This is a genomic window from Tautonia plasticadhaerens, from assembly GCF_007752535.1.
Classification (GTDB): domain Bacteria; phylum Planctomycetota; class Planctomycetia; order Isosphaerales; family Isosphaeraceae; genus Tautonia; species Tautonia plasticadhaerens.
The window spans coordinates 5,509,784-5,532,832 of record NZ_CP036426.1 but is presented as its reverse complement, the minus strand read 5'-3'; the positions used below and the strand labels follow the sequence as shown (position 1 = coordinate 5,532,832).

16 protein-coding genes are annotated in these 23,049 nt (G+C 72.6%); 9 read left to right on the top strand and 7 right to left on the bottom strand.

Annotated elements, in window-relative coordinates; all coding sequences use genetic code 11:
* Positions 1-3: 3 nt before the first annotated feature.
* Together ElP_RS22160 and ElP_RS22155 are read right to left on the bottom strand one after the other, a co-directional pair.
* Complete coding sequence (locus ElP_RS22160; protein WP_145273146.1) at positions 4-969, bottom strand: DUF1559 domain-containing protein; 966 nt, start codon at positions 967-969, stop codon at positions 4-6.
* Between the two features lie 320 nt (positions 970-1,289).
* Entirely contained in the window at positions 1,290-1,688 is a 399-nt protein-coding gene (locus tag ElP_RS22155) for a hypothetical protein (RefSeq protein ID WP_145273143.1), read from the bottom strand.
* 465 nt (positions 1,689-2,153) lie between these two features.
* Here ElP_RS22155 and ElP_RS22150 point away from each other — a divergent pair, with 465 nt between their 5' ends.
* From ElP_RS22150 to ElP_RS22110, 9 genes are all read left to right on the top strand, one after another.
* Positions 2,154-3,332 (top strand): WD40 repeat domain-containing protein, encoded by a 1,179-nt coding sequence (locus ElP_RS22150; protein ID WP_145273140.1) that lies wholly within the window; start codon positions 2,154-2,156, stop codon positions 3,330-3,332.
* Positions 3,333-3,658: 326 nt separating this feature from the next.
* Positions 3,659-5,278, top strand: a complete 1,620-nt coding sequence (locus ElP_RS22145) for a coiled-coil domain-containing protein (protein WP_145273137.1) — start codon at positions 3,659-3,661, stop codon at positions 5,276-5,278.
* A 150-nt stretch (positions 5,279-5,428) separates the two neighbouring features.
* Entirely contained in the window at positions 5,429-8,386 is a 2,958-nt protein-coding gene (locus ElP_RS22140) for an FG-GAP-like repeat-containing protein (protein WP_145273134.1), read from the top strand.
* A 365-nt stretch (positions 8,387-8,751) separates the two neighbouring features.
* Complete coding sequence (locus ElP_RS22135; RefSeq protein WP_145273131.1) at positions 8,752-8,949, top strand: hypothetical protein; 198 nt, start codon at positions 8,752-8,754, stop codon at positions 8,947-8,949.
* A 164-nt stretch (positions 8,950-9,113) separates the two neighbouring features.
* Entirely contained in the window at positions 9,114-10,235 is a 1,122-nt protein-coding gene (locus ElP_RS22130; RefSeq protein ID WP_145273128.1) for a DUF1559 domain-containing protein, read from the top strand.
* A 299-nt stretch (positions 10,236-10,534) separates the two neighbouring features.
* Positions 10,535-11,416: a cytochrome C assembly family protein gene (locus tag ElP_RS22125; RefSeq protein WP_145273125.1), complete on the top strand. Its 882-nt coding sequence runs from the start codon at positions 10,535-10,537 to the stop codon at positions 11,414-11,416.
* Positions 11,413-12,705, top strand: coding sequence for a glutamyl-tRNA reductase (gene hemA / locus ElP_RS22120; RefSeq protein WP_145273122.1), 1,293 nt, complete (start codon positions 11,413-11,415; stop codon positions 12,703-12,705). The genes ElP_RS22125 and hemA overlap by 4 nt, the downstream gene beginning before the upstream one ends.
* A gap of 249 nt (positions 12,706-12,954) precedes the next feature.
* Positions 12,955-13,422 (top strand): hypothetical protein, encoded by a 468-nt coding sequence (locus ElP_RS22115; RefSeq protein WP_145273119.1) that lies wholly within the window; start codon positions 12,955-12,957, stop codon positions 13,420-13,422.
* Between the two features lie 53 nt (positions 13,423-13,475).
* Positions 13,476-14,564, top strand: a complete 1,089-nt coding sequence (locus ElP_RS22110) for a tetratricopeptide repeat protein (RefSeq protein WP_145273117.1) — start codon at positions 13,476-13,478, stop codon at positions 14,562-14,564.
* A gap of 15 nt (positions 14,565-14,579) precedes the next feature.
* Here ElP_RS22110 and ElP_RS39915 read toward each other — a convergent pair whose 3' ends face one another.
* The 5 genes from ElP_RS39915 to ElP_RS22085 form a co-directional block, all read right to left on the bottom strand.
* Positions 14,580-16,574 (bottom strand): hybrid sensor histidine kinase/response regulator, encoded by a 1,995-nt coding sequence (locus ElP_RS39915; protein WP_145273114.1) that lies wholly within the window; start codon positions 16,572-16,574, stop codon positions 14,580-14,582.
* Between the two features lie 9 nt (positions 16,575-16,583).
* The gene (locus ElP_RS22100) at positions 16,584-17,090 is read right to left on the bottom strand and encodes a methanogen output domain 1-containing protein (RefSeq protein ID WP_145273111.1); all 507 of its coding nucleotides are present in this window, start codon (positions 17,088-17,090) and stop codon (positions 16,584-16,586) included.
* A 185-nt stretch (positions 17,091-17,275) separates the two neighbouring features.
* A complete protein-coding gene (locus ElP_RS22095) occupies positions 17,276-18,610 on the bottom strand; it encodes a 6-phosphofructokinase (RefSeq protein WP_145273108.1) in 1,335 nt (444 codons plus the stop codon).
* A 259-nt stretch (positions 18,611-18,869) separates the two neighbouring features.
* Positions 18,870-19,748 carry a sulfurtransferase gene (locus ElP_RS22090; RefSeq protein WP_145273105.1) on the bottom strand — a complete coding sequence of 293 codons (879 nt, stop codon included), beginning with the start codon at positions 19,746-19,748 and terminating at the stop codon, positions 18,870-18,872.
* Positions 19,749-19,879: 131 nt separating this feature from the next.
* Positions 19,880-23,023 carry an efflux RND transporter permease subunit gene (locus tag ElP_RS22085; protein ID WP_145273102.1) on the bottom strand — a complete coding sequence of 1,048 codons (3,144 nt, stop codon included), beginning with the start codon at positions 23,021-23,023 and terminating at the stop codon, positions 19,880-19,882.
* Positions 23,024-23,049 lie beyond the last annotated feature (26 nt).

Genomic DNA, 23,049 nt, shown 5'->3' with positions numbered 1-23,049 from the left:
GGATCAGAGGGCGTCGGCCGAGATGACCTCGCCGCCGTTCCTGGTGCCCAGGGCCCGCCAGGCGGCGATCGCGACGGTGTCCTTCACGAACCGGACCGAGCCGTCGGCGAGGCAGACGTTCACGCCTCCCGGGTGCCGGCTGTTGGCGACGGTCATGATCCGGGACGGGGGGAACATGCAGGACCGGGAGTTGGGCGGCCCGGAGTGCCAGTAGCTGGTCGTCGAGTGGTAGCCGTAGATCCACGGGGCCCCCACCTCGCTGACCCGCTGATAGGACAGGTTGCGCCAGTCCATGTCGCGGCATAGTTGCACCGCCTCGTCGGCGTTGGCGGGGTAGGTCTGCGGCCAGAAGGTGTCGGCCTCCTGGGTGGCGAGGGTGTTGTCGAAGTCGCCGAGGACGTGCTCGCTGAAGGCGGCGGTGTTGCTCAGGCCGTCGCGGAGATCCGCGGCCTTGTACCTCGAATTCGCGAAGAACACGCCGTTGGGGGCGGGCATGCCGACGTTCGCCCCGGCCTCGTCATTGGGGCCGAACCACATGACGACGCTCGTCCCCTCGTTCGACCGGTAGTTCGTCCCGCCCCAGTTGTTGGGCACCGTGGCGGTGTCGGACGGGCAGAGCAGCAGGGCGAGCTTGGCCGTCGAGACGGTCGTATTCCCGGCCGACGACCAGGGGAGGTCGAAGTTCATCGCCCCGGCGACCGCCACCTGCTCCACGAACGGCAGGATCCGGGCCATCGGCGAGTAGGAGGCGTCGAACGGGATCGTCCGGCCGAGGGGGTACGAGCCCAGGGCGTCGTGATAGGTGTGCAGGGCGATGCCCAGTTGCTTCAGATTGTTGGTGCACTGGGCCCGCCTCGCCGCCTCCCGGGCCGCCTGCACGGCGGGCAGCAGCAGGGCGATGAGCACGCCGATGATGGCGATGACGACGAGCAATTCGATCAGCGTGAAGGCCGATTTCCGGCGAGACATGGTTCCAATCCTCCAGGGGAGCGAACGAATGAAGACGTGAGCAACCCGGTTCCTGAGAATCCGACGCGCACGCTCCCTCGCTCCCCGAGGATCGTCGCCGCCGAGGGCCACGGACGGGGCCTTCGGGCATACGGTCGATCGCCTACGGAGTACGCAACGGCCGGGCGACGGCCGCCTTCGTCCCCCCGTGCCGGGCGTTCGCCGGCCTCCGCGACGTCAGGGGTCGGGAGTCGGGGACGGGGGAGGACCCGGGTCCGGGAGGGCCCGGAACATCGGGGGCGGCGGCGGGTCGCATCGAGCGTCGCGGGAGGGGCGTGCGCTCAGGAGGGTCGAGGAGGATGGAAGACGCCGCCGATCGGGCGGGCGGGGCGGGGCGGGGGCTCGGAGCGGGGGCGGGGCGCCCGGTCGGGTCCGACCGGGTCGATGACGGGGCCGACCAGCGCCCAGTGTTCGACCGAGGGGGGTGCGGGGGGTGCGGGGGAGGGCGTCGGCGCGACCGGGGCCCTCGAGCAGGACGGCCCGGTGCAGGGTTCGGGGGGGAGCGGCTCGCCCCGACTCGGATCGGGGTCACCGTCCCGGAGGGCCTCGGCCGAGAGGCCGACGATCAGGTCGAAGGCCTCGTCCGACGGCCGGGTCGCGTACCAGCCGCAATGCTGGGCGATCGCCTCGGGGCAGCCGCAGAACATCGCCAGCAGGACGATGACCGGTCCCGTCGGCATCGCCGAGGGGGGTCGAATCGATCCGAGTCTGATCGATGTCACGGGCCTCAACACGCAGACAGCCCCAGATGGGAAGACCCGAACGGGGGGCGGGGCAAGAGGTGCCGTCGCCCGCGAGACTGGTGATTCCAGGTTCTACTGAGATACCCCGTAATCGGTCGGCAAGCAAGCCCCTCGCCCGGGGATTCCTCCGGGATGTCGATCCCGATCACCCGACCTGAGGGGATCCGGGCGGCCCCTCGATGCGGCCGACGCCCGGCAGCGGCCCGGGCGGGCACCGGGAGGGCGATCCCTTGTGTCCCGGATCGACGCCCGTAGAATCGTTCCCCGGGGTTCGAGGGGCGACACCGCCCCGGAGGGTGTTATTGGTCCACGCCGACGACGAGGCCCGGAGATCCGCTCCGAGCTCCCCTCGCCCACCCCCCGACGGCCGTTCGCATTCCCCTCCTGCCGAGGTGATGTCCCGTGAATTACGAGAATCCGCCCCCCCCCGACCCCGGGACCCGGGTGACGAGCCGGGGGCCCCTGAGGGCGCTCGGGGTCGTCGTGGTGATGGTGGGATGCGGCCAATCGGTCGACCCGGAGGTCGCGACCGGGCCCCTCCCCGAGCTTTCGAGCATGAAGGTCGAACTCGGCACCCAGCGATCGACCGAGCCGATCGAGACCACCAACCCGGCCATCCGGCTCGCCCTGCCCACCGCGCCGCAGCCGACGGGGATGGCCTTCTCACCCGACGGGTCGCTGCTCGCCTCGGGGGACGGCCGGGGGGTGGTCCTCTGGGACCTGGAGTCCGGGGCCGCCCGGGTGACGCTGAAGGGCCAGGCGCTGCCGGTCACCGGCGTCGCGTTCCGGCCCGACGGTTCGAGGCTGGCGACCCTGGGATTCCAGTTCGACCCCTTCGCCTCGGTCGTCGCCCTCTGGGATCCGGCCGACGGCTCGAAGCAGGGCGTGGCGGTCGAGTCCTCCCGGCAAATCTCCTCGATGGGCTTCCTGCCCGGGGGGGAGGCGATCCTGGTCGGCCTGCCGGGGGAGGAGGGGGGCGGGGGGATGCCCGGCCTGCTCGCCCTCGACGGCGGCTCGGTCGAGGATCTGCCGATCCAGCTCCTCAGCCAGGTGACGCTCATGGACGTCTCCCCGGACGGCACCCGGGCGGCCCTCGGCGCCTGGACGACCATCAACTACCAGGACCGGGGGGAGCTGGTCATCGTCGACCTCACCTCGAGGGCCGAGCAGGCCCGCCCCGACCTGCGGATCGGCCGGTTCAATGACCTGGCCTATGCCCCCGACGGCACCGAGCTGCTCGCGTCCTACCAGGACCAGGGCTCGAACTGGGGGCTCCGGGCCCTCGACCCGGAGTCGGGGGAGGTCCTGGAGACGATCGGATCCGTCCCCGAGGAGGTCACCGCGCTGGCTTATTCCCCCGACAGCACCCGGGTCGCGATCGGCGGCCCCCATGGCGCCGTCCGGATCCTCGACCGCGAGAGCGGGGCGGTCGTTGAGGCCCCCGCCTTCCACGACCGGGCGATCGAGCACCTCGCCTTCTCGCCCGACGGCAAATCCCTGGCGTCCTGCGGGGCCGAACGCCAGATCGCCCTCTGGGATCTCGACGCCCTGGAGGGGGCCCCGACCCGGGCGGCCGACTGACCGGATCGCCCGGCCCGGCGGTCCGATCCCCGACCTGGGAGGGCCGGCCCGGCCCCCCGGTCGGGAATCCCGGGCGTTAGTCCCTGGATCTCGGCGCTCGACTCGCGTTCACTGGGGATAGCAACGTGATGATGCATCGGGCGACGGCCTTCCTGGCGAGGCCCGGCCCGTTCCCCCCGGGATGAGACGTCTGGGTCGAGTCCCGAGCAGTCGAGCCCGGAATCATGAGCGATCACCCGTTGACGTCCTGTCCGTCGTGCCTCGGCTCGATTCGGATCAAGCCGAAGTACCGGGGGCGAGCCATCCGGTGTCGAGGCTGCCGGGCCGTGATCCGAGTCTCCCTCCACGACCGGATCGACTGCCCCGAATGCCGGGGCGAGCTGAAGATCAGGCCAGAACTGCTGGGACAAGAGGTGACGTGCCGCCACTGCCACGCGACCTTCCGGTCCCCGGCCTCGGGGCGCCCCGGGGTCACCCGGATCGACCCTGTCCCGTCCCCGGCGGTCCGGGCACCGCTCACGCCGTGGCCCTCGGTCGATTGCCCCGACTGCGCCTCCTCCCTCGAATCGGCCGAACGGGCCCGGGCGGAGGCCGATCGGCTCCGGGAGGAGATCGGGCGGGCCGAGGTCGACCGTCGGGGACTCCGGCGAGCCCTGGCCGAGGCCGAGGCCGATCGGGACCGCCACCGGGATCTCCTGGAGGAGCAGGCCGGGACACGGGCCGAGCTGGAGGCCATCCGGGAGGAGTCGCGCGCCTCGATGGTGCAGGCCGCCGAGGCCGGCGCCCGGATCGAGGAGCTGCTCGCCCGGCTCGGGGAGTCCGATCGGGAGCGGGATCGACTCCTGGTGGATCGGGCGGAGGCGATCCGGGAGCGGGATCGCGCCCGCGGAGCGTCCGAGGAGGGACGGGCGCTTGCGTTGTCCTCGGCCCGGATGCTCCGGGAAGCCCACGGGAGATGGGCGGCCGATCGCCGTCGATGGCGATCGGAGGCCGAGGCCCTCCTCTCCCGGACCTCGGACGAGCGCCGGGACTCTGGCCGACGGCTCTCGGAGGCGGTCGACGCGGCCAGCCTCGCGGAGTCCGCCCGACGGGAGCTGGAGGCGCAGGTGGCCCGGCTCTCCGAGGAACTCGCCGGGCTCCAGCGAGAACGGGCGGATCGGGCCGACCCGGAGACCCCGGACACGGCGTCGATCGTCGCGGATCGGGACCGTCTCGCCTCGGAGGCGGGTCGCCTGGCCGGGGAGCGGGATCGGCTCATCGAGGAGCGCGACCGACTGGCCGGGGAGCGGGATCTCCTGGGCGATCGGCTCGCCGAGGCCCGGGCCGATCGCGACCGGATCGCCGCCGAACTCGACCGCCGGGAGGCCGAAGCTGGATCCCCCGGTCGGGAGGGCGGCGAGGGTGACCCGGCCCTGGAGGAACGGCTCCGGGAGGCGATCGAGCGGGCCGAGTCGGCGACCCGAGAGCGGGACGAGGCCGTCGGCCGGTTCGAGCGGTTCTCCCGGGAGCGCAGCGAGGCCGAGTCGGACATGCTCGCCTCGTTCGACCGGGTCACCCGGGAACTGGAAGCGGCCCGGGTCGATCGGGCCCGATCCGAGCGGACGGCCCAGCACCTCACCGCCACGGCCCGGCAGGCCGAGGCCGATCGGGATCGCCTGGAGGCCGAACTCGACGAGGCGAGACGACGCCTCGGATCGGCCGAAGCCGATCACCGGGCCATGCTCGATCGGCTGGAAGAGGTCGCGCGCCGGGGCTCGATCCCGCCCGACCCCGCCGGGGAGGCACCCTCGAAGTCCCCCGAGGCCGACCCGGGCAGGCCGGCGTTCCGGGAGGACGCGGAGGATGGGGATGATCGCCCGGCCCGCCCGGGACCGTCGGGGAAGGCGGATCACGCCGGGTTCGTCGACCTGGCACTCGCGAACTGGGGCGGCGATGACCTCTCCTGAGCCCCGGCCCCGCGTCCGCCCGGGTTCACCCGGCCGCCCGGGCCGGTCCCCCGCCCCCGATCCCCCGGAGGATCGATCTGGGGGGAGGCCCTCGGGACGATCGCGCCCCCCAGGACGCCCCCATCCTCGCCCGATCGGGGCCCGACTGCGATGCGACGACGGGTCTGGTTGGTGGTCCTGCTCGGGTCGGTCGCGGCCCTCGTCGCCCTCTCGGCCCGGTCCCGGCTGGCTCGCCGGGCCGACCGGATCGAACTGGCGACGGCGAGGGCCGAGGTCGCCCGGGGGGCGTACGATCGGGCGGCCCGGCGGATCCACCGCCTCCGGATCCGGGGCGAATCGGCCGGCGAGGCCCGCTTCCTGCTGGGCCGCTGCGAGGAGGCCCTCGGGCGGCCGGGGCGGGCGATCGAGGCGTGGGAGGGGGTCCCCGACGGCTCCCCATTCGACGACGAGGCCGACCTGCATCGGGCCCGACTGCTGGCCGACGCACTCGGCCGCTTCGCCGAGGCGGAGGCGATCCTCGGCACCTTCCCGAGGCCGGGGACCTCGGATGCGGCCCGGGAACGGGCCCGGGACCTCCACTCACGGCTTCTCCGGTTCCAGGGGCGGTTCGGGGAGATCCGGGAGCTGATCCGAACGGGCTGGGCCCGGTCCCCTCGCCCCTCCGAGGACCTGGTCCGGCACTGGAGGCTGGAGAGCGACCCCTTTCCCTCGGAGGCGATCCGGGCCGTGCTCGACGAGGCCTCGCTGGAGGCGCCCGGGGACGATCGGGTCCGCCTCGGCCGGGCGATCCTCGCCCTCAGGGAGGGGGAGTTGGCCGAGGCCGACCGCCTCCTCGGGGATTGCCTGCGTTCTTCCCCCGACGACCCCGCCGTCCGGCGTGCGCAGCTCGACCTCGCGCGGGCGGCCGGGGACCCGGCAGGGGTCCGGTCGGCCCTGGAGGCCCTGCCCGCCCATGCCGAGGATGAGGCGTGGATCCTGGAACTGCGTGCCTGGCTCGCCGACCGCCTGGGCGACGACGATGCGAGCCGGTCGGCGCTGGATCGGTTGCTTGCCCTCGAGCCCGGCCATCCCTGGGCGCTCGAACGCCGGATCGAGCGGGCGCTCCGGGACGAGGACGGGCCGGGGGCCTCGGCGCTCCGGGCCCGCAAGGCGGAGGCCGACCGGGCCCGGGAACGCTACCGGGCCCTGCTCTCCGACGGCGCCGATCCGAACGAGTACGACGCCCTGGCCCGGGAGGCCGAGGCGCTGGGCCGTCGGTTCGAGGCGGAGGGATGGACGGTCCTCGCGCTCCGGGGGGATCCGTTCCTCCTTGGGGCCCGGGAGCGTCTGGAGCGGTTGCGCGCCCGGGTGGGGCCCTCCGAGGGGTTCCCTCCGGGTGCCCGGCTGGCCGACCTCGTCCTCGACGGCCTCCCGGCGGCCCCCGGCGCCGGGGAGGGGGAGGGGGGCCGGGCCGGGTCCCCGTCCCGATCACCCGCCCCCGAGTTCTCCGACGAGGCCGGGGCCGCCGGGCTCGCCTTCACCTTCGACAACGGGGCCTCCGCGGCCCGGCAGCTCCCCGAGACGATGGCCGGGGGCGTCGGGCTGCTCGACGCCGACGGCGACGGCCGGCTCGACGTCTACGCGATCCAGGGGGGGCGGTTCCCCCCCGCCGACCATCCCGCGACGAGTGCCGACCGCCTGTTCCGGAACCGGGGGGACGGCACCTTCGAGGACGCGACCGCGTGGGCCGGCATCGACCGCCTGCCCGGCGGCTACGGCCACGGGGTCGCCGTCGGGGACGTCGACGACGACGGCGACCCGGACCTGTTCCTCACCCGATGGGATTCCTACGCCTTGCTCCGGAATCGCGGGGACGGCACCTTCGAGGACGCGACCGAGGCATTCGGGCTCGGGGGCCCTCGGGGCTGGCCGACCTCGGCCGCCTTCGCCGACCTCGACGGGGACGGCGACCTGGACCTGTACGTCTGCCACTACCTCCAATGGGATCCCCGCGACCCCCGCCGCTGCGTCGTCGAGGGGAGCGGGGGAGAGCCCGGCTACTGCGACCCCCGCCTCTTCCCGGCCGAGCCCGATCGCCTCTTCCGCAACGACGGGGGACGGTTCGTCGACGTGACCGAGGAGGCCGGGATCGTCGACCCCGACGGCCGGGGGCTGGGGGTCGTCGCGGCCGACCTCGACGGCGACCGCCTCGTCGACCTCTACGTGGCCAACGACACGACGGCGAATTCACTGTACCGGAACCTCGGCGGGCTGCGATTCGAGGAGGTGGGCCAGGCCTCCGGCGTGGCCGCCGCCGCCGATGGCGGCTACCAGGCCGGGATGGGGGTCGACTGCGGCGACGGCGACGGCGACGGCCTGCCCGACCTGGTCGTCACCAACTTCTTCGGCGAGGGGACCACCTTCTACCGCAACCTCGGCGGCGGGCAGTTCGTCGACGCCTCGGCCGGCGCGGGCCTGACGGTCGCCACCCGATCGAGGCTCGGCTTCGGGGTCGCCTGGCTCGACGCGGACGGCGACGGCCTGCTCGACCTCGCCCAGGCCAACGGCCACGTCAACCGCTACCCGAGCCTGCCCTTCGAGATGCCCGCGCAACTTCTGATCCGATCGGACCGGGGCCGCTGGATCACCCCCCCCAACGGGCCCGGATCCCCCTGGGAGGTCCCCCGGCTCGGCCGGGGCCTGGCCCGGGGCGACCTCGACGGCGACGGCCGGCCCGACCTGGTCCTCGTCGGCCTGGATGGGCCGATGGCCTGGCTCCGCAACCGGTCGGGCCCCGGCGACGGGCACCGCCTCGTCCTCCAGCTCGAAGGGACCGAGTCGAACCGGGACGCGGTGGGCGCGGTCGTCTCGGTCGAGGCCGGGGGCCGCAACCGGGTCGGCTACCGGATCGGGGGCGGGAGCTACCAATCCGCGAACGCACCGCAGCTGTATTTCGGCCTCGGGGAGAATTCCCGGGCGGAGGTAGTCGAGGTCTCCTGGCCGTCGGGCCGGATCGATCGCTTCCGGGATCTCCCCGCCGACGCCGGTTACCGGTTGGTCGAGGGGGCTCCCGAGGCCCGGCCACTCTCGATCACGCCCGAGGCCATGCCGGGGTCGGGCCCGCGCTGACCCACTCCCGGGCCCGGTGACCGACCGGGACGCCAAATCCAGCCGTCGCGAGCACGGTCCCATGACGCCTCCCTCCCTTGCGGAAAATGTGACACCGATTCCTTGCGGGGGGGCGATCCTCCAGGTATCGTGACCTGCCGATGGTTAAGACGGGACAGGGATCGACACCTGTTGGCCCGGCCCCTCCTCGCCATCGATCGGCCCGGTTGGGGTCAACCGGAGGTCAACGCCAGATCTCATACATTCTTGCACCTGATCCGTTTCCAGACCGTCGAACCGGCAGGGTTCGCTGCGGGTGTTCGCTGCATGCAACTGGCGGGCAGTCTCGCGGGCTCGTCGCTTCGGGTCAGCATGGGAGAGCTTCGATGAGAGCCCTGATCGGACTGTTCCTCGCGGCGAGCCTGGCCGGGGCCACGGCGGGTTGCGGCAGCGGGGCCAATCCGGGCGTGATCGACCCGGGGATCGCCCCGCCGCCGCCGAAGCAACTGGACGCCAACGCCGCCGGGGCCAGGCCCCCGACCGGGGGCGGCAGCCAGGGCAATGCGATGGACTATTCGAAGTGAGCTGAGTCGCATCGACGTGAGCTGGGTCGCATCGGGTCGGGCGTCGGGAGTGGGGTCGGTCCCCTGGCCCGGCCCGGCCTCCTCGAGTGCGATCAGCCCCGACGACCCCGGTCCGGTGGCCTCGGGCCGGGACGAATGAACCCGAGTCCTCGGAGTCTCAAGGCATGATCCGTCATCGTCCGCTTCGGTCTCGCCCGGTCGGCTTCACGCTGATCGAGCTGCTGGTGGTGATCGCCATCATCGGCGTGCTCATCGCCCTGCTTCTGCCCGCCGTGCAGGCGGCCCGCGAGGCCGCCCGCCGGTCGCAGTGCACGAACAACATGAAGCAGATCGGATTGGCCCTGCATAATTATCATTCGACGCACAACGCCTTCCCTAACGGCGGCTCCCCCGGCCGCCGGATGGACGTCCCGTCCGACCTGATCGGGGGCACCAGCGGCTCGCCCTGGGGGGCCTGGAGCTCGCACTCCATGCTCCTGCCCTACCTGGAGCAGACGCCCGTCTACAACGCCTTGAATTTCATGGTCGCCACCCAGGGCGACCTGATGTTCGGGCCGATCGTCCTGACGACCGCGATCACCTCCCGGATCGACGGTTTCATCTGTCCGTCGGCGCCGTCGCCGATCGGCACGTTCTACAGCCGGCCGAGGCCGGGGAACAGTTATTTCGCCTCGATGGGGGCGAGCATGCTGTTCAACGGCAACCACGGCAACAACGCCCCGAACGGCCTGTTCAACCACGGGGGGCCGGTCTTCGGCCTGCGGGACATCCTCGACGGGTCGACCAACACCATCGCGTTCGGCGAGTGGCGGATCGGCGACTTCAACGCCAACAAGCTGTCGATCCAGGACGTGATCAACCTCCAGGGCGTCTTCCCGCCGGGGGCCGACTGGGACTCCCCGCTGTTGAACATGCCGGCCGGCGGCCAGCCGTTCCTGCAGTGGGCCCAGCAGTGCGCCGCCGAGGCCCCCAACACAATCGGCGACGGCAACCGCAACCGCTCCTGGATCGGCGAGCAGTGGGTCACCGGCATGCCGGGCCGCACCATGGGCAATACCCTGCTGCCCCCGAATTCGCAGTACCCCAACTGCAACATCAACACCTGGGGCCAGGGCGACTGGGACACCCCGGGCATGTGGACCCTCGGCAGCTTCCACCCCGGCGGCGGCAACATCCTGCTGGCCGACGGTTCGGTCCGCTTCCTGAAGTCGACCACCCAGCCGACGATCATCTGGGCCCTCGGCACCCGGGACCTGGGCGAGGTGGTCAGCGCCGACCAGTACTGAGCGACGCCCGGTCCCCCGCCCCTCGGGCGCCGACCGATCCCGGCCTCGGGCCGGCCCGTCCCCGGTTTCGGGGACGGGCCCGGTCCCGAGGCCGCTCGCGTCCCCGCCGATCGCTGGGACGGCCGCCCCGGCGGTCCGGTCGGGGAGATCGGCGGCGAATTGGGCCTCGACGACGCTGGGCCCGGCCGCCGGGATGGGATACACTGGGGTCATGCCGAGGAGAGGGGCCAGGTCTCGCGCGTGATCGCGTGGCCGCACCCGGGCCGATCCCTCGACCATCCCCCCCCGCGCCCCCCGCCATGCTCGACCGCCTCAGCGTGCTCTGCTTCGCCGGGACCTATGGCCTGGCCCTGGTCGCCGACCTGGCCCGGCTCGTCGTCCGGGTGCCGGTGCGATGGCACCTGACGGTCGGCCTGACACTGCTGGGGTGGCTGGTTCACACCGCCTTCCTGGGCAATCTCGCCTGGCGGGGCGGCCAGGTGCCGATCGCCACGGCCTTCCACTCGCTGCTGGTGCTGGCCTGGATCCTGGCGGCGATCGACCTCTACTTGACCGCGCACGCGCCGAAGCCCTCGGCCGTCGGGGTCTTCGTGCTGCCGCTGGTGCTGGCCCTGCTCGGGGCGGCCGTGGCCATGCCCGCCGAGTCGAGGGCCGACTGGACCCGGCTCGGCGGCTGGGAGACGGTCTGGGGGACCGCCCACGGGGTCCTGTTGCTCCTCGGCGCGGTCAGCACATTCGTGGCCTTCGCCGCCGGGCTGATGTACCTGGCCCAGGCCGACCGCCTGAAGCGGAAGCGGTCCTGGCGGATCGGCGTCGCCCTGCCCAGCCTGGAGCAGTCCGAGCGCTGGAATCGGGCGGCGATCACCGTGGCCTTCCCGATGCTGACCGCGGGCCTGGCCATCGGCGTCGGCCTGAACGCCTCGGCCCGGAGGGAGGGGGACCCGGTGCTCGACTGGTCGGACCCGAAAGTGATCAGCGCCTCGGCCCTCTGGATCTGCTTCGCCGTGCTGCTGCACGTCCGCTACCGCCCCGAGTGGCGGGGCAAGCGGGTGATGCTGCTCACCGCCCTGGCCTTCGGCTTCCTGACCTTCACCCTGGTGGGGGTGGACCTGCTGCTGCCGACGGCCCACGGGGTCGCCCGGGGGGCGGCCGACGGCCGGGGCCCGGGGGTGTCGCCGTGAAGCTGCTCGCCCTCGGGGTCGACCACCACAGCGCCCCCCAGCCGGTCCGGGAGGCGCTCGCCTTCGACGGCCCGAGGCGGCTGGAGGGGCTCTCCGGGCTGCAGGCCCGCTTCCCGGGCGTCGAGTTCGCCCTGCTGTCGACCTGCAACCGGGTGGAACTCTACGCCGCCGGGGATCCGGCCTCGATCCCCCACGTGGGGGACCTGACCCAGTTCCTCGCCGACTTCCACGGCATCCTCCCCAACTCATTCGCCACCCACCTGGTCGACTACCACGACGAGGAGGCCATCGAGCACCTCTTCCGGGTCGCCAGCAGCATCGAGAGCCTGGTCATCGGCGAGGGGCAGATCCAGGGCCAGGTCCGCGAGGCCTATGAGGTCGCCAGGCGGGCCGGGGCCGTCGGGCCGATCTTGCACGAGATTTTCCAGCAGTCGGCCCGGGTGGGCAAGCGGGTCCGGGAGGCGACCGGGATGGACCGGGGCCGCCTGTCGATCGCCAGCGTGGCGGTGGACGTGGCCCGACGGGTCTTCGACCGGTTCGACGACAAGGCGGTGCTCGTCATCGGCGCGGGGAAGATGGCCGAGCTGACGCTCCGGCACTTCGCCCCGCTGAAGCCCGGCCGGATCCTCGTCACGAACCGGAGCCCGGAGCGGGCCCGGGAGGCGGCCGAGCTGTGGGGGGGGCGGGCCGTGCCGTTCGAGGAGCTGAACCGGGCGCTGATCGAGGCCGACGTGGTGGTCAGCACCACCGCCTCGGCCGAGCCGATCGTCGGCTTCGACCAGTATTCCCGGGTCCTGCGGGCCCGCCGCTACCGGCACTCGCTGATCCTCGACATCGCCGTCCCCCGGGACTTCGACCCGAGGATCAACGCGCTGGAGACGGTCAACCTGTACAGCGTCGACGACCTCCAGGCCCAGGCCGACGCCAACCGGTCGGGGCGGCTCCGGGCCGTCGAGACCGCCGCGGCGATCGTCCGGGAGGAGGCCGCCGCCTGCGCCGACGCGATCCGGCACCGCCACCTCGCCGGGTCGATCCTCCGCCAGCTGGGGGACTACTCCGACGCCGTCCGGACCCGGGAGCTGGACCGGCTGTTCGCCGCCCGCCCGGGCCTGGGCGAGGACGACCGCAAGGCCATCGCCCAGACCCTCCACCGGTTCCAGAATCAGTTACTCCACCACCCGAGGACGGCCCTCCGCACCGCCACCGGCTCGGCCGACCACTCCGGCCGGTCCCTGGTCGACGCCGTCCGCCACCTGTTCGGCCTGGGGACTCACGCCGACGACGGTTGATCGACGTCGGAAGCGGGTCCCCTCCCCCGTCATCGGGACATGCCGGGACCATCCCCGCCGATTCGAGCGTCCCCGACGGGACCCGGGCGGCAGACGGCTTGTCGCCCGGGGCGTCGACCCGTAGCATGAAGTCCGGGGCCCGAACCGGGTTCGCCCCCGCGTCCCGGCCGACCGATCGGGCATCCCGGACCCCGGGGGCGACCGACCCCGGCCCGGCCGGGCCCGACCCGATCCGTCCCGGGGACCACCATGGCCGATCCTTCCGCCGCCCGACTGATCCTGATCGTCACCGGCAGCGCCCTGAGGGCCGAGGAGGTCGACCGGCCGCTCGCCTACTACCTCCGCAAGCAGGTCGAGGAGCAGCTCGGCCGCCGGGGGGACGACCAGGCCGGGTTCCAGGTCCGGGTCGTCTCCGACCTGAGGTGGCTGCACGACGAGACCTTCCAGGAGCAGCCGACGGTCTCCGTCGGCGGCCCGGGGGTGAACCTGCTGTCCCACCGATGGCTGGAGGAGCTTCCGCTCTCGCTGGCCGTCGAGGAACAGTACTTCATCCAGATGGACCCGGACCTCAACGAGCTGAAGGTCAGCATCTGGGGGATGGACAACCCGAACACGCAGATCGCCGTCTCGGCCTTCGTCACCCGGTTCCTCCCCCGGTTCCTCGACCGCTGCCTCGCCGAGGCCCCCGACGCCATCGACCTGGATGAATTCGACTGAGTAGGACCGTCCCGGCGCCCTAGCGATCGCGATCGACCTCACCCCTCCCCGCCATGCCGAGACGTCCCCCCAGAGCCCGGCCCCGACGACGGGCCCGCCCCGCCCCCGGGCACCGGCGAGGCCTGGCCCTGCCCCCGGCCCGGGCCCGGGCCCTGCTGGCGGCGGCCGGCCTGGTCGGTGTCGGGATGGTGCTGGCCCTCGCCGTGTGGGGGAGAGCGTCCCGCCCGTCGACCGATCGGGAGTCGGGCCGCCGGGATCTCGAAGTCGCGGCACCCCCGACGCCGGCCGACCCGACCGACGCCCGGGGGTGGCTTCTCCGGATCGACCGGCTCCGGGTCGAGGACCGGCCGATCGAGGCGCTGGAGGTCGGCCGTCGGGCCTATGCGGCGGTGCCCCCTCCCGACCGTCCCGGGGTGCTCGCGGCCCTCACCCTGGCGATGCTCGCCGACGTCCCCGAGGCCCAGGCGGTCGAATCGCTCAGGGCCCGGCTCGACGCCGACCCGGGGGACCTCGACGCCCGGGTCGCCCTCATCCGACGCTCGATTCGGGCCGAAGGCGACCCGGCCGCCGACCGCCCCCGGGTGGGCCGGCCCTCCTCGACGGTGCCGGACGCGGTGGCCGAGCTGGAATCGATCCTCGTCGAGGCCCCCGGCCACCTCGGCTCCCGGGAGGCCCTGGTCGGGCTGTTGCTGGACCTCGGCCGGGTCGACCGGGCCCGAACGGCCCTCGACGCCTGGCCCGAGGACCGGCTCGACGACCCCCGACGGCGACGGCTCCGGGCGCGGATCGACCTCGACCACGGGGACCGGCCCGATCGGGCCGCCGAGGAGATCGGGGGACTGATCGCTTCGGTCCCCCACGACTGGAGGCTCCGGGCCCGACTGGCCCGGGCGCTGGAGATGGCCGGCGACGAGCGGGGCGCCCGCCGCGAGGCGGCGCTCGTCGACCGGCTCCGGGAGCGGCTCGACCCCGACCGGCTGGGCCCCCGGCTCGCTCGGGACCTCCGCGACCCGGACGACCCGGGGTCGATGCGGGACCTGGCCGAGCTGTGCGCCTCGGTCGGCCTGGTCGACCTCGCCGCCGCCTGGAGGATCGAGGCGAACGCCCTCGGGCCGGGCGGCCGGGCCGGGGGATCCCGCTGACGAGCCCCAGGCGGGTCAGCGGAGGGTCGGGCCCGGGTCTCGACCCGGGGGAGGAGGGTGGTCGAGGATCTCCTGGAGCCGGTCCAGGTCGACCGGCTTGACCAGGTGGTGGGCGAACCCCGCCCGGAGGGAATTCTCCCGGTCGGACTGCTGGCCGTACCCGGTCAGGGCGATCAGGACCCCCGCGTCATGGTCGCCGCGCCGCTGCAGTTCCCGGGCGACCTCGTAGCCGTCCATCCCGGGCAGGCCGATGTCGAGCAGGACAAAGTCGGGCCGGTAGTCCCGGGCCGCCTCCAGGGCCGAAGGGCCGTCGTGGGCGATCCGGACCTGGTGGCCCATCAGCCCGATCAGCTTGCCGAGCGTCAGGGCGGAGTCGACCAGGTCGTCGACGACCAGGACCCGACGGGCCTCCGGGGGCGCCGTCGCCGGCCCCGCCGCCGGGGGGGCGGTCGATGCGTCCGGCTCGGCCTCCAGGGGGAGCCGGACGACGAACTCGCTGCCGAGCCCGGGCCCGGGGCTGGTGGCCTCGACCGTGCCGCCGTGCAGCAGGACGATCGTCCGGACCAGCGTCAGGCCGATCCCCAGGCCGCCCTGGGATCGGGCGAGGGATTGGTCGGCCTGGGTGAACAGGTCGAAGACCGAGTCGAGCAGTCCGGCGTCGATTCCGATGCCGTTATCCCGGACCCGGATCTCCGCCCGGTCGCCCGACCGTCGGCATTCCAGCCGGATCCGCCCGCCCGGCTCGGTGTACTTCGAGGCGTTGAGCAGCAGGTTGACCAGCACCTGCTCCAGCCGGGTCGGGTCGACCCGGAGCCGGATCGGCCGGCCCGGCAGCGAGAGGGTCAGCTCGTGGCCCCGGGCGTCGATGAGCGGTCGGGCGGCGTCGACGGCGCGGGTGACGATCAGGTCCAGCCCCACCGGCTCGGTCTTCAGCTCGATCTTCCCGTGGATGACCCGGGAGAGGTCGAGCAGGTCGTCGACCAGCCGGGAGAGGTGGGCGACCTGCCGCTCCATGATCCCCGTCGCCCAGGCGACCTCCTCGCCCGACCGGTCGGGGAACCGGAGCACCCGGAGGGCGTTGCGGAGCGGGGCCAGGGGGTTGCGCAGCTCGTGGGAGAGCATCGCCAGGAACTCGTTCTTGCGGCGGGCTTCCTCGGCCAGCATCCGGGAACGTTCCACCAGTTGCTGCTCGATCACCCGACGCTCGGCGACGTCCCGGAAGATCAGGACGACGCCCCGGAGCCGGTCGTCGTGCCCCCGGATCGGGGCCGCGGAGTCGTCGATCGCCCGTTCCGTGCCGTCGCGGCCGAGCAGGATAGTGTGGTTGGCCAGGCCGACGACGACCCCCTCCCGGAGCACCCGGTCGACCGGGGACCCGACCGGCCGCCTCGTCTCCTCGTTCACGATGTGGAACACCTCGCCGAGCGGCCGACCCCCGGCCTCGGCCAGCGGCCAGCCGGTCAGGGCCTCGGCGACGGCGTTCATGAACAGGACGCGGCCCCGGTCGTCGGTGGCGATCACGGCGTCGCCGATGCTGGAGAGGACGACCTGGAACCACTCCCGCTGCTGCCGGAGCTCCCGCTCGGCCTCGAGTCGGCTGCGGATCTCCCGGGAGAGCTGCTCGATTTTCTCGTCCAGGGCCAGGAAGCGGGAGACGGCCTCGTCCCTGGGAATGAGCCGGAGCAGGACCAACGGACCCTCCGACTCGGTCCTCGGGCGGTAGACGGCGCCCTCGGCCCGAAACCGGGCCGGCCCGCCGGACGCGTCCGGGATGGTCAGCAGGCCGGGGAGGAGCTGCCGGGTCCGGGAACACTCGCGGAGGAACCGGGCGATCTCCCCGGGAGGGTCGGCGGCGATCCCGGCCAGAGGCCGTCCCCGGAGCGCCCCCGGGTCCTCGCCGAGTAGCCGTCGGGCGGCCCGATTGGCCGAGACGATCTCCCCCTCGCCGTCGACCAGGAGCATGGCCTCCGGGAGCGGGTCCGACGCCCTGAGGAAGTCGTCGCCGTCCACGAGTGGGTCTCACCCCTTGAAATATTCGCGACCCTCGGCGAGGTCGGCCTCCGGCGTCGGCTGCACGTAGACGACGACCCGGCAGCCGGGGGCCCCCCGGGCGATCGTCTCCTCCAGCGAGACCTTCGCATACCCCAGGTTCTCGGCCGCGATGACGCCGAAGACGTTGGAGGTCATCATGCACAACGCGGGCCGCCCGTCGACCTTCTCCGCGAACGGGCAGGCCCGGTTGCCGAGGACGATCTTCGAGTCGTCCTGCTCGATCACGTAGAAGTCGCCCCGGATGCGGCGCTTCAGGTCGACCAGCACCTCGGCCACCTGCTCCCTGGTCAGCGATCGGACGCCCAGCGCCGCCCGGTACTCGGAGTCGATCCCCTCCCCGATCCGCTGGCCGACGACGCTGATGAAGCCCGACGCCTGCTCCAGCCCGACCACGTCCTGGAGGGTGCCCGAGAGCTCCCGGATGAGCGACCGCAGGAACCCATCCCGCTCCAGGGAGACAGGCAACTCGGCCATCGGGGGGGGCTCCGTCGCCCCCGGATTCTCGGCTCGGAGATCCGTGTCCATGGGAGAACCGTGGGCAGTGGGGTCGAGGAGTCGATCGGCCGCGGGATTCGAGGGTCCGCGGGGGCCGGCGGGTCGGTGCGGGGCGTCCCGGCCCCCGGGCCGAGGCCGGGGGGCCGGCCCGGCCGGGGTTCACGTCACTCGCCGACCTCGGTCTCCAGGAAGCGGGCCAGGCGGTGGAAGTCGGACTTCGGCTTGATGTACCGGACCACCGTGACCAGCGTCTGCGGGTCGATCAGGTTGTCGAACGGCACGTAGTTCAGGTCGAGCTGGCCGGCGGCCGAGATCATCACGCCGTCGTGCCCCTCTTCGACCAGGGCCCGATAGGCCCCCACGCCGAGCTGACTGCCCAGCATTACGTCGAAGGCGTGCGGGGCGGCGCACCTCGACTCGTAGCCGAGCTGCAACCCGGTGACCTTCCTCTGCTTGCCGGTCGCCTTCTCGTACTCGCTCGACACCAGCCGGGCGAAACTCCGACCCAGGTCCACCTGGGCGATCGAGATGTGGCCGTGCTCGTCCCGGGGGACGCCCTTGAGGTAGTCCGACGGGAGGAACTCCGCCAGCCCCTCGGCCACGACGATCACGCCGAACTCCTTGCCGTCCCGCTCCCGGGCCCGCATCGCGGCCACGATGTAGCGGACGACCTCGGGCAGGTTCATGACCTTCCGCTGCCTCGGCTCGCCGGTCGCCGGGTCGACGACCGGCTGCTTCGTCTCGGGGTCGATCACCGGCTCCTTCGCCTCGAACCGGCCGGTGACGTCCTCGACGCTGAGCACCAGGCTGGCCTCCCCGGCCATCGCGGCGCCGTAGGCGAGCCAGCCGGCCGACCGCCCCATCGTCTCGGCCAGGTAGTAGCCCTGCGTCGCCTCGGCATCGGCCAGCAGGTTGCGGATCTCCCCGGCCAGGGTCTCCACGGCGGTGAAGTAGCCGAAGGTGAAGTCGATGCCGAGGTAGTCGTTGTCGATCGTCTTGGGGACGTGCACCACCCGGATCCGCCGGGAGCCCTCCGGCAGGTGGGCCTGCACCATCCTCAGCTTGTTGGCCGTCTTGAGGGTGTCGTCCCCGCCGATGGAGACCAGCGCGTCGACCTCCAGCGAGGCCAGCGCGGCGTGGGCGGTCCGGAGCGGGGCGTTGCTCTTCTCGTCGGCCAGATCCGCCGGGCTGTTGACGTGCTTGCCGGGGTTGGTCCGGGCCGTGCCGATCATGATCCCCCGGCTGTTCCGGGTGCGGCGGAGCCGCTGTGAATCGATGACGATATAATCCTTCCCCTCCACCAACGGGCGGCCGGGGCCGAACTCGACGAGGTGGGAATACCCGTTCAGGATGCCGACGACCGAGATCCCGTTTCGGAGGAAGGAGGCGGCGGCGGTCGAGATCACGGCATTCGCCGCCGGGGCCGGGCCGCCGGCGAAGAGGATGGCCACGCGTCGGACCGGGGAGGGATCGTCGCTGCGCGAGGTCTGCGCGCTCATGGGTGCTCCAGGTCGCTTTCAGGGTCAATTCAAAGTCCAATCGGGGATTATACCGGATGCACCGCGACCCCGGATACGCCTGCCGAAGACCCCGTCGCCTCGGGCTGCCCACCCGTCGGTCGTCGGGGCCGGCCCCCGGTCGCGCATCCATCCCCCCCCGGACGCCGCCGCGGCTGGGATCGCGACCGGCTCGATCGGGGCGGTCGCGGACGCGTCGCGGGGCCCCGCGTCGACCCTCCCCTCCCCGGCGGCCGGGCGATCAGGGGCGGCGCGGTGCGGCCCCCGATTCGACGGGGGTCTCCCCCGCATTCCCCCAGTCGGACCAGCCGAGGTAGTAGTTGCGGCTCGGGAACCCGAGACGCTGGAGGACGAAGGCGTCGACCGAGGCCCGTCCGCCCCCCTGGCAGTGGGTGATCACCGGACGACCCGGCTCCAGCCCGATCGCCTCCAGGCGGGGGCGGATGGCCTCCTCGGGGAGGAACCGGCCCTGCTCGTCGACCAGGGTGGCCCACTCCAGGTGGCAGGCGGTCGGGACGCGGCCCCCCCTCGTCGATCGGGCCTCCTCGCCCAGATGCTCGGCCTCGCTGCGGGCGTCCACGACCTGGGCCGAGCCGGACTCGATGGCGTCGAGCACGTCCGATCGGCTCGCGTAGCGGTCGGGCCGCAGCCGGACTGGGAACGGTCGGGGGTCCACCTCGGGCTCGTCGGTCGACACGGGCCGGCCCTCCGACTGCCAGAGGGGGAAGCCGCCATCGATCAAGCCGACCTCCTCCACGCCGAGGTAGGAGAGCAGCCACCAGAACCGCGCCGCGTCCTTCTGACGGTTCGCGTCATAGACGTAGACGGCGGTGTCGGGCCCCAGGCCGAGGCCGGCCGCCCAGTCCCCCCAGGCCTTCGGATCCTCCAGCGCCCCCGGCACAGAGGCCGTGGCCTCGACCGCCGAGGCGTCGACCCAGAGCGCGCCGGGGATGTGGCCGGCGTCATAAGAATCGCGGGGCCGGACGTCGAGGATCCGGAGGTCGGGGTCGTCGAGCCGGGCCTCGAGCCGGTCGAACGACAGGAGCCGGGCGGGCTGGTCTCCCTGCGGGGTCGCGATCATCGAGCAGAGGGCCAGGAGCGGCGAGACGAGATCCATCATTCAACCCCCGAATTACCTGGCAAACGCCCATGGATACGACGAATGCGCGACGGGCGGAGCCTGCGAGTCGGATTTTCGCCTCACCCTCGGTCGCCGGTCAAGAGCGGGACCGGGAGGTCGAGGCTTCGGGTTCAGGCCGGAGTGGCCGGCGGCGGGGTCCGTCGCTTGACCACCGCATAAACGCAGGGGACGAGGAAGAGCGTGAGCACCGTCGAGGCGAGCATGCCGCCCACCAGCGCCCTGGCCAGCGGGATCATCGCCTCTCCCCCCGGCGCCAGTCGGAAGCAGAGCGGCAGCATCGACGCGACCAGCGTCAGTGAGGTCATCAGGATGGGCCTCAGGCGGATCTGGGCGGCGGCGAGGGCGGCGGCGCGGGGGTCGAGGCCCCGGGAGCGGAGCACGTTGGCGAACTCGACGAGCAGGATGCTGTTGTTGACCACCACGCCGATCATCATCAGGGTCCCCATCAGCGACTGGATGTTCAACGTCGTCCCGGTGAAGGCCAGGGCGGCCACGACGCCGGCCAGCCCGAGCGGGACGGCGAGCATGATGATCAGCGGGTCGACGAACGACCGGAACTGGGCGAGCATGACCAGATAGACGAGGATCGACGCGACGACCAGCCCGAGGCCGAGCGTCCTGCCGCCGGACTTCATCGTCTCGACCGGCCCCCGGACGGTCGTCGCGACCCCCGGCACCTCCGGCAACCCGGCCAGCACGCGGTCGACGTCGGCGGCCACCGAGCCCACGTCCCGGCCGGAGACATTCACGTACACGTCGTACACCCGGCCGATGTTGTAGTGGGCGATCTCGCCGGGGATGTTCACGCGCCTCACCGTCGCCACGTTCGACAGGGGGACGGTGATCGCCCCGTCGGGCGTACTCAGCGAGAGCGGGATGTTCCGGATCTCGTCGAGCGACTCGACCACGTTCGACTCGTACTGCACCCCCATGAAGAAGTCGGTCCCGCTGGCCGGGTCGATCCAGATCGTCGGCGCGTAGCCGACGCTGGAGCCGAGGGCCGTGAGGATCGTCCGGGCCACATCCTCCTGGTCGAGCCCGAGGTACTTGGCCCGGATGCGGTCGACCTTCACGTCGAGCTGGGGGTAGTCCAGCGCCTGGGCGATCTGCACGTCGACGGCGCCGGGGACCTTCGAGACGGCCCTTACCACCTCCTCGGCCCGGCTCCTGGTCGCCTCCAGCGAGCCGGCGGAGATCTGGATGTCGATCGGCGCCGCGACCCCCTCGTTGAGGGCGGCGTTGACGATCCCGCCGGTGACGAAGAAGAACTTCTCGGCGGGGAAGTCCGAGGTCAGCCGGCCCCGCAGCAGGTCGACATACGATTTCGTGGAGATCGACCGGCCTTCCTGCTCCAGGTTGACCACCAAGAACGCCGAGTCCGGCCCGCTGTTCGGGCTGAGCACGGTCGAGAACCCGGCCCCCTTGCCCACGGGCAGGCCGATGTTGGAGATGATCGACTCGATCTCGGCGGGGGGGATCACGTCCCGGATCGTCTCCTCGATCCGGGCGACCAGCTCCTCCGTCAGCTCCAGGCGAGTGCCGGGGATGGTCCGGACCCGAAGCTCGAAGGTGCCGGCGTCCACGTCGGGGAAGAGTTCCGTGCCGATGCCCGGCAGGAGCAGGCCCGAGGCGAGCACCAGCCCGGCCGTCGCCGGGATGACCACCCACCGCAGCCGGATCGCCGCCCCGAGGACCCCGGCGTAGGCCCCGCGCGGCTCGGGGACCTCCTCCTCCGCCGGGCGGGCCGCCCCGCGTCGGGCCCGCTCCCGGACGAACCGGGCGCAGAAGGCGGGGACGACGGTCATGGCCACGACGTAGGAGGCGCCGATCGTCGCCGTCGCGGCGATCGAGAGCGGCTCGAACAGGTCCCGGATCATGCCGGTCAGGAAGACGGCCGGGATGAAGACCGCCAGGGTCGTCACCGTGCCGGCGAGGACCGGCCCGGCCACCTCCTCGGCGCCGTCGCGGGCGGCGTCGGCCGGGGACTTGCCCATGCGTTGATGCCGGATCACGTTCTCGATGACCACGATCCCGGCGTCGACCACCGTGCCGATCGCCAGGGAGACGCCCCCGAGGGTCATCACGTTGATCGTCTCGCCGCTGAAGGCGAAGCCGAGGCCGCCGATGAGCATCGAGAGGACGATCACGAGCAGGACCGCCAGGGTCGGCAAGATCCGGCGGAGGAAGGCCGCGACGACCAACGCCACCAGGATCGACCCGAGGCCGACCTCGTAGCCGAGGTTCCGCATCGCGTCACGGATGTAGGAGGACTGGTCGCTGACGAGGGTGACCGTGGTCGCCTCGGGGATGTCCCCCTGTGCCTTCATCTTCGGGATCTCGACGGCGAGGCCCTCCCGGATGCGGTCAACCACGGCAATCGTGTTCTCGCCCGGCTCACGGAGCAGGGGGCAGTAGACGCTCCGCTTGCCGTCGACCCGGACGATGTTGTACTGGATCGCCGCGTCGTCGACGGCCCGGCCGACGTCCCGGATGAAGACGGGGCGGCCGTCCCGGACGGCGATCGGGACGGCCTCGATGTCCGCGGCATCCGGGAGCGTGTTCTCGGGGTGGATCTGGTACTCGTAGCGGCCGAGCTTGGCCGAACCCGCGGCGAGCACGAGGTTCGACCGGTTGAGCGCATCGACCACGTCCCGGGCGCTGAGGCCGACGGCCCGGAGCTTGCCGGGGTCGACGTAGACCATCATCTGCCGGAACCTGCCGCCGAAGGGGTGGGGGATCTGCACGCCCCGGAGCCCGCCCATCTTGTTGCGGACGGCGTAGTAGCCGATCGTATAGAGTTCGCTCTCGCTCAGGCCCTCGCCGCCGATCGCCGCCAGGACCACGGGCAGGTTCGCCGGCTCGCTCCGCAGCGTGAACGGCCACTCGATGCCCGGCGGCAGGTGGAACATGTCACTGGCTTCGAGATTCACGATGTCGTTCATGGCCGAGCTGGGGTCGGTGCCCGGCTGGAAGAAGACCTTGATCACCGCCGCGCCGGGGATCGTCCGGGACTCCTGGTGCTCGATCCCGCCGGCCAGGGTGAGCGCCCGCTCCACCCGGGCGGTGACCGACTTCTCCATGTCCAGCGTGGGCAACCCGGGATAGGAGAAGAAGCTGACGACGACCGGCCGCTTGAAGTCCGGCAGGATGTCGACCGTGACCCCCGGCAGCACGGCCGCCCCCAGGAGGCTGAGGCCGACGGCCAGGGCGACGACCGCGTGGGGGTTCCGCAGGGCGATTCGGATCAGGGGCATCGTCGTGCTCGATGGGTCGGGTCGGG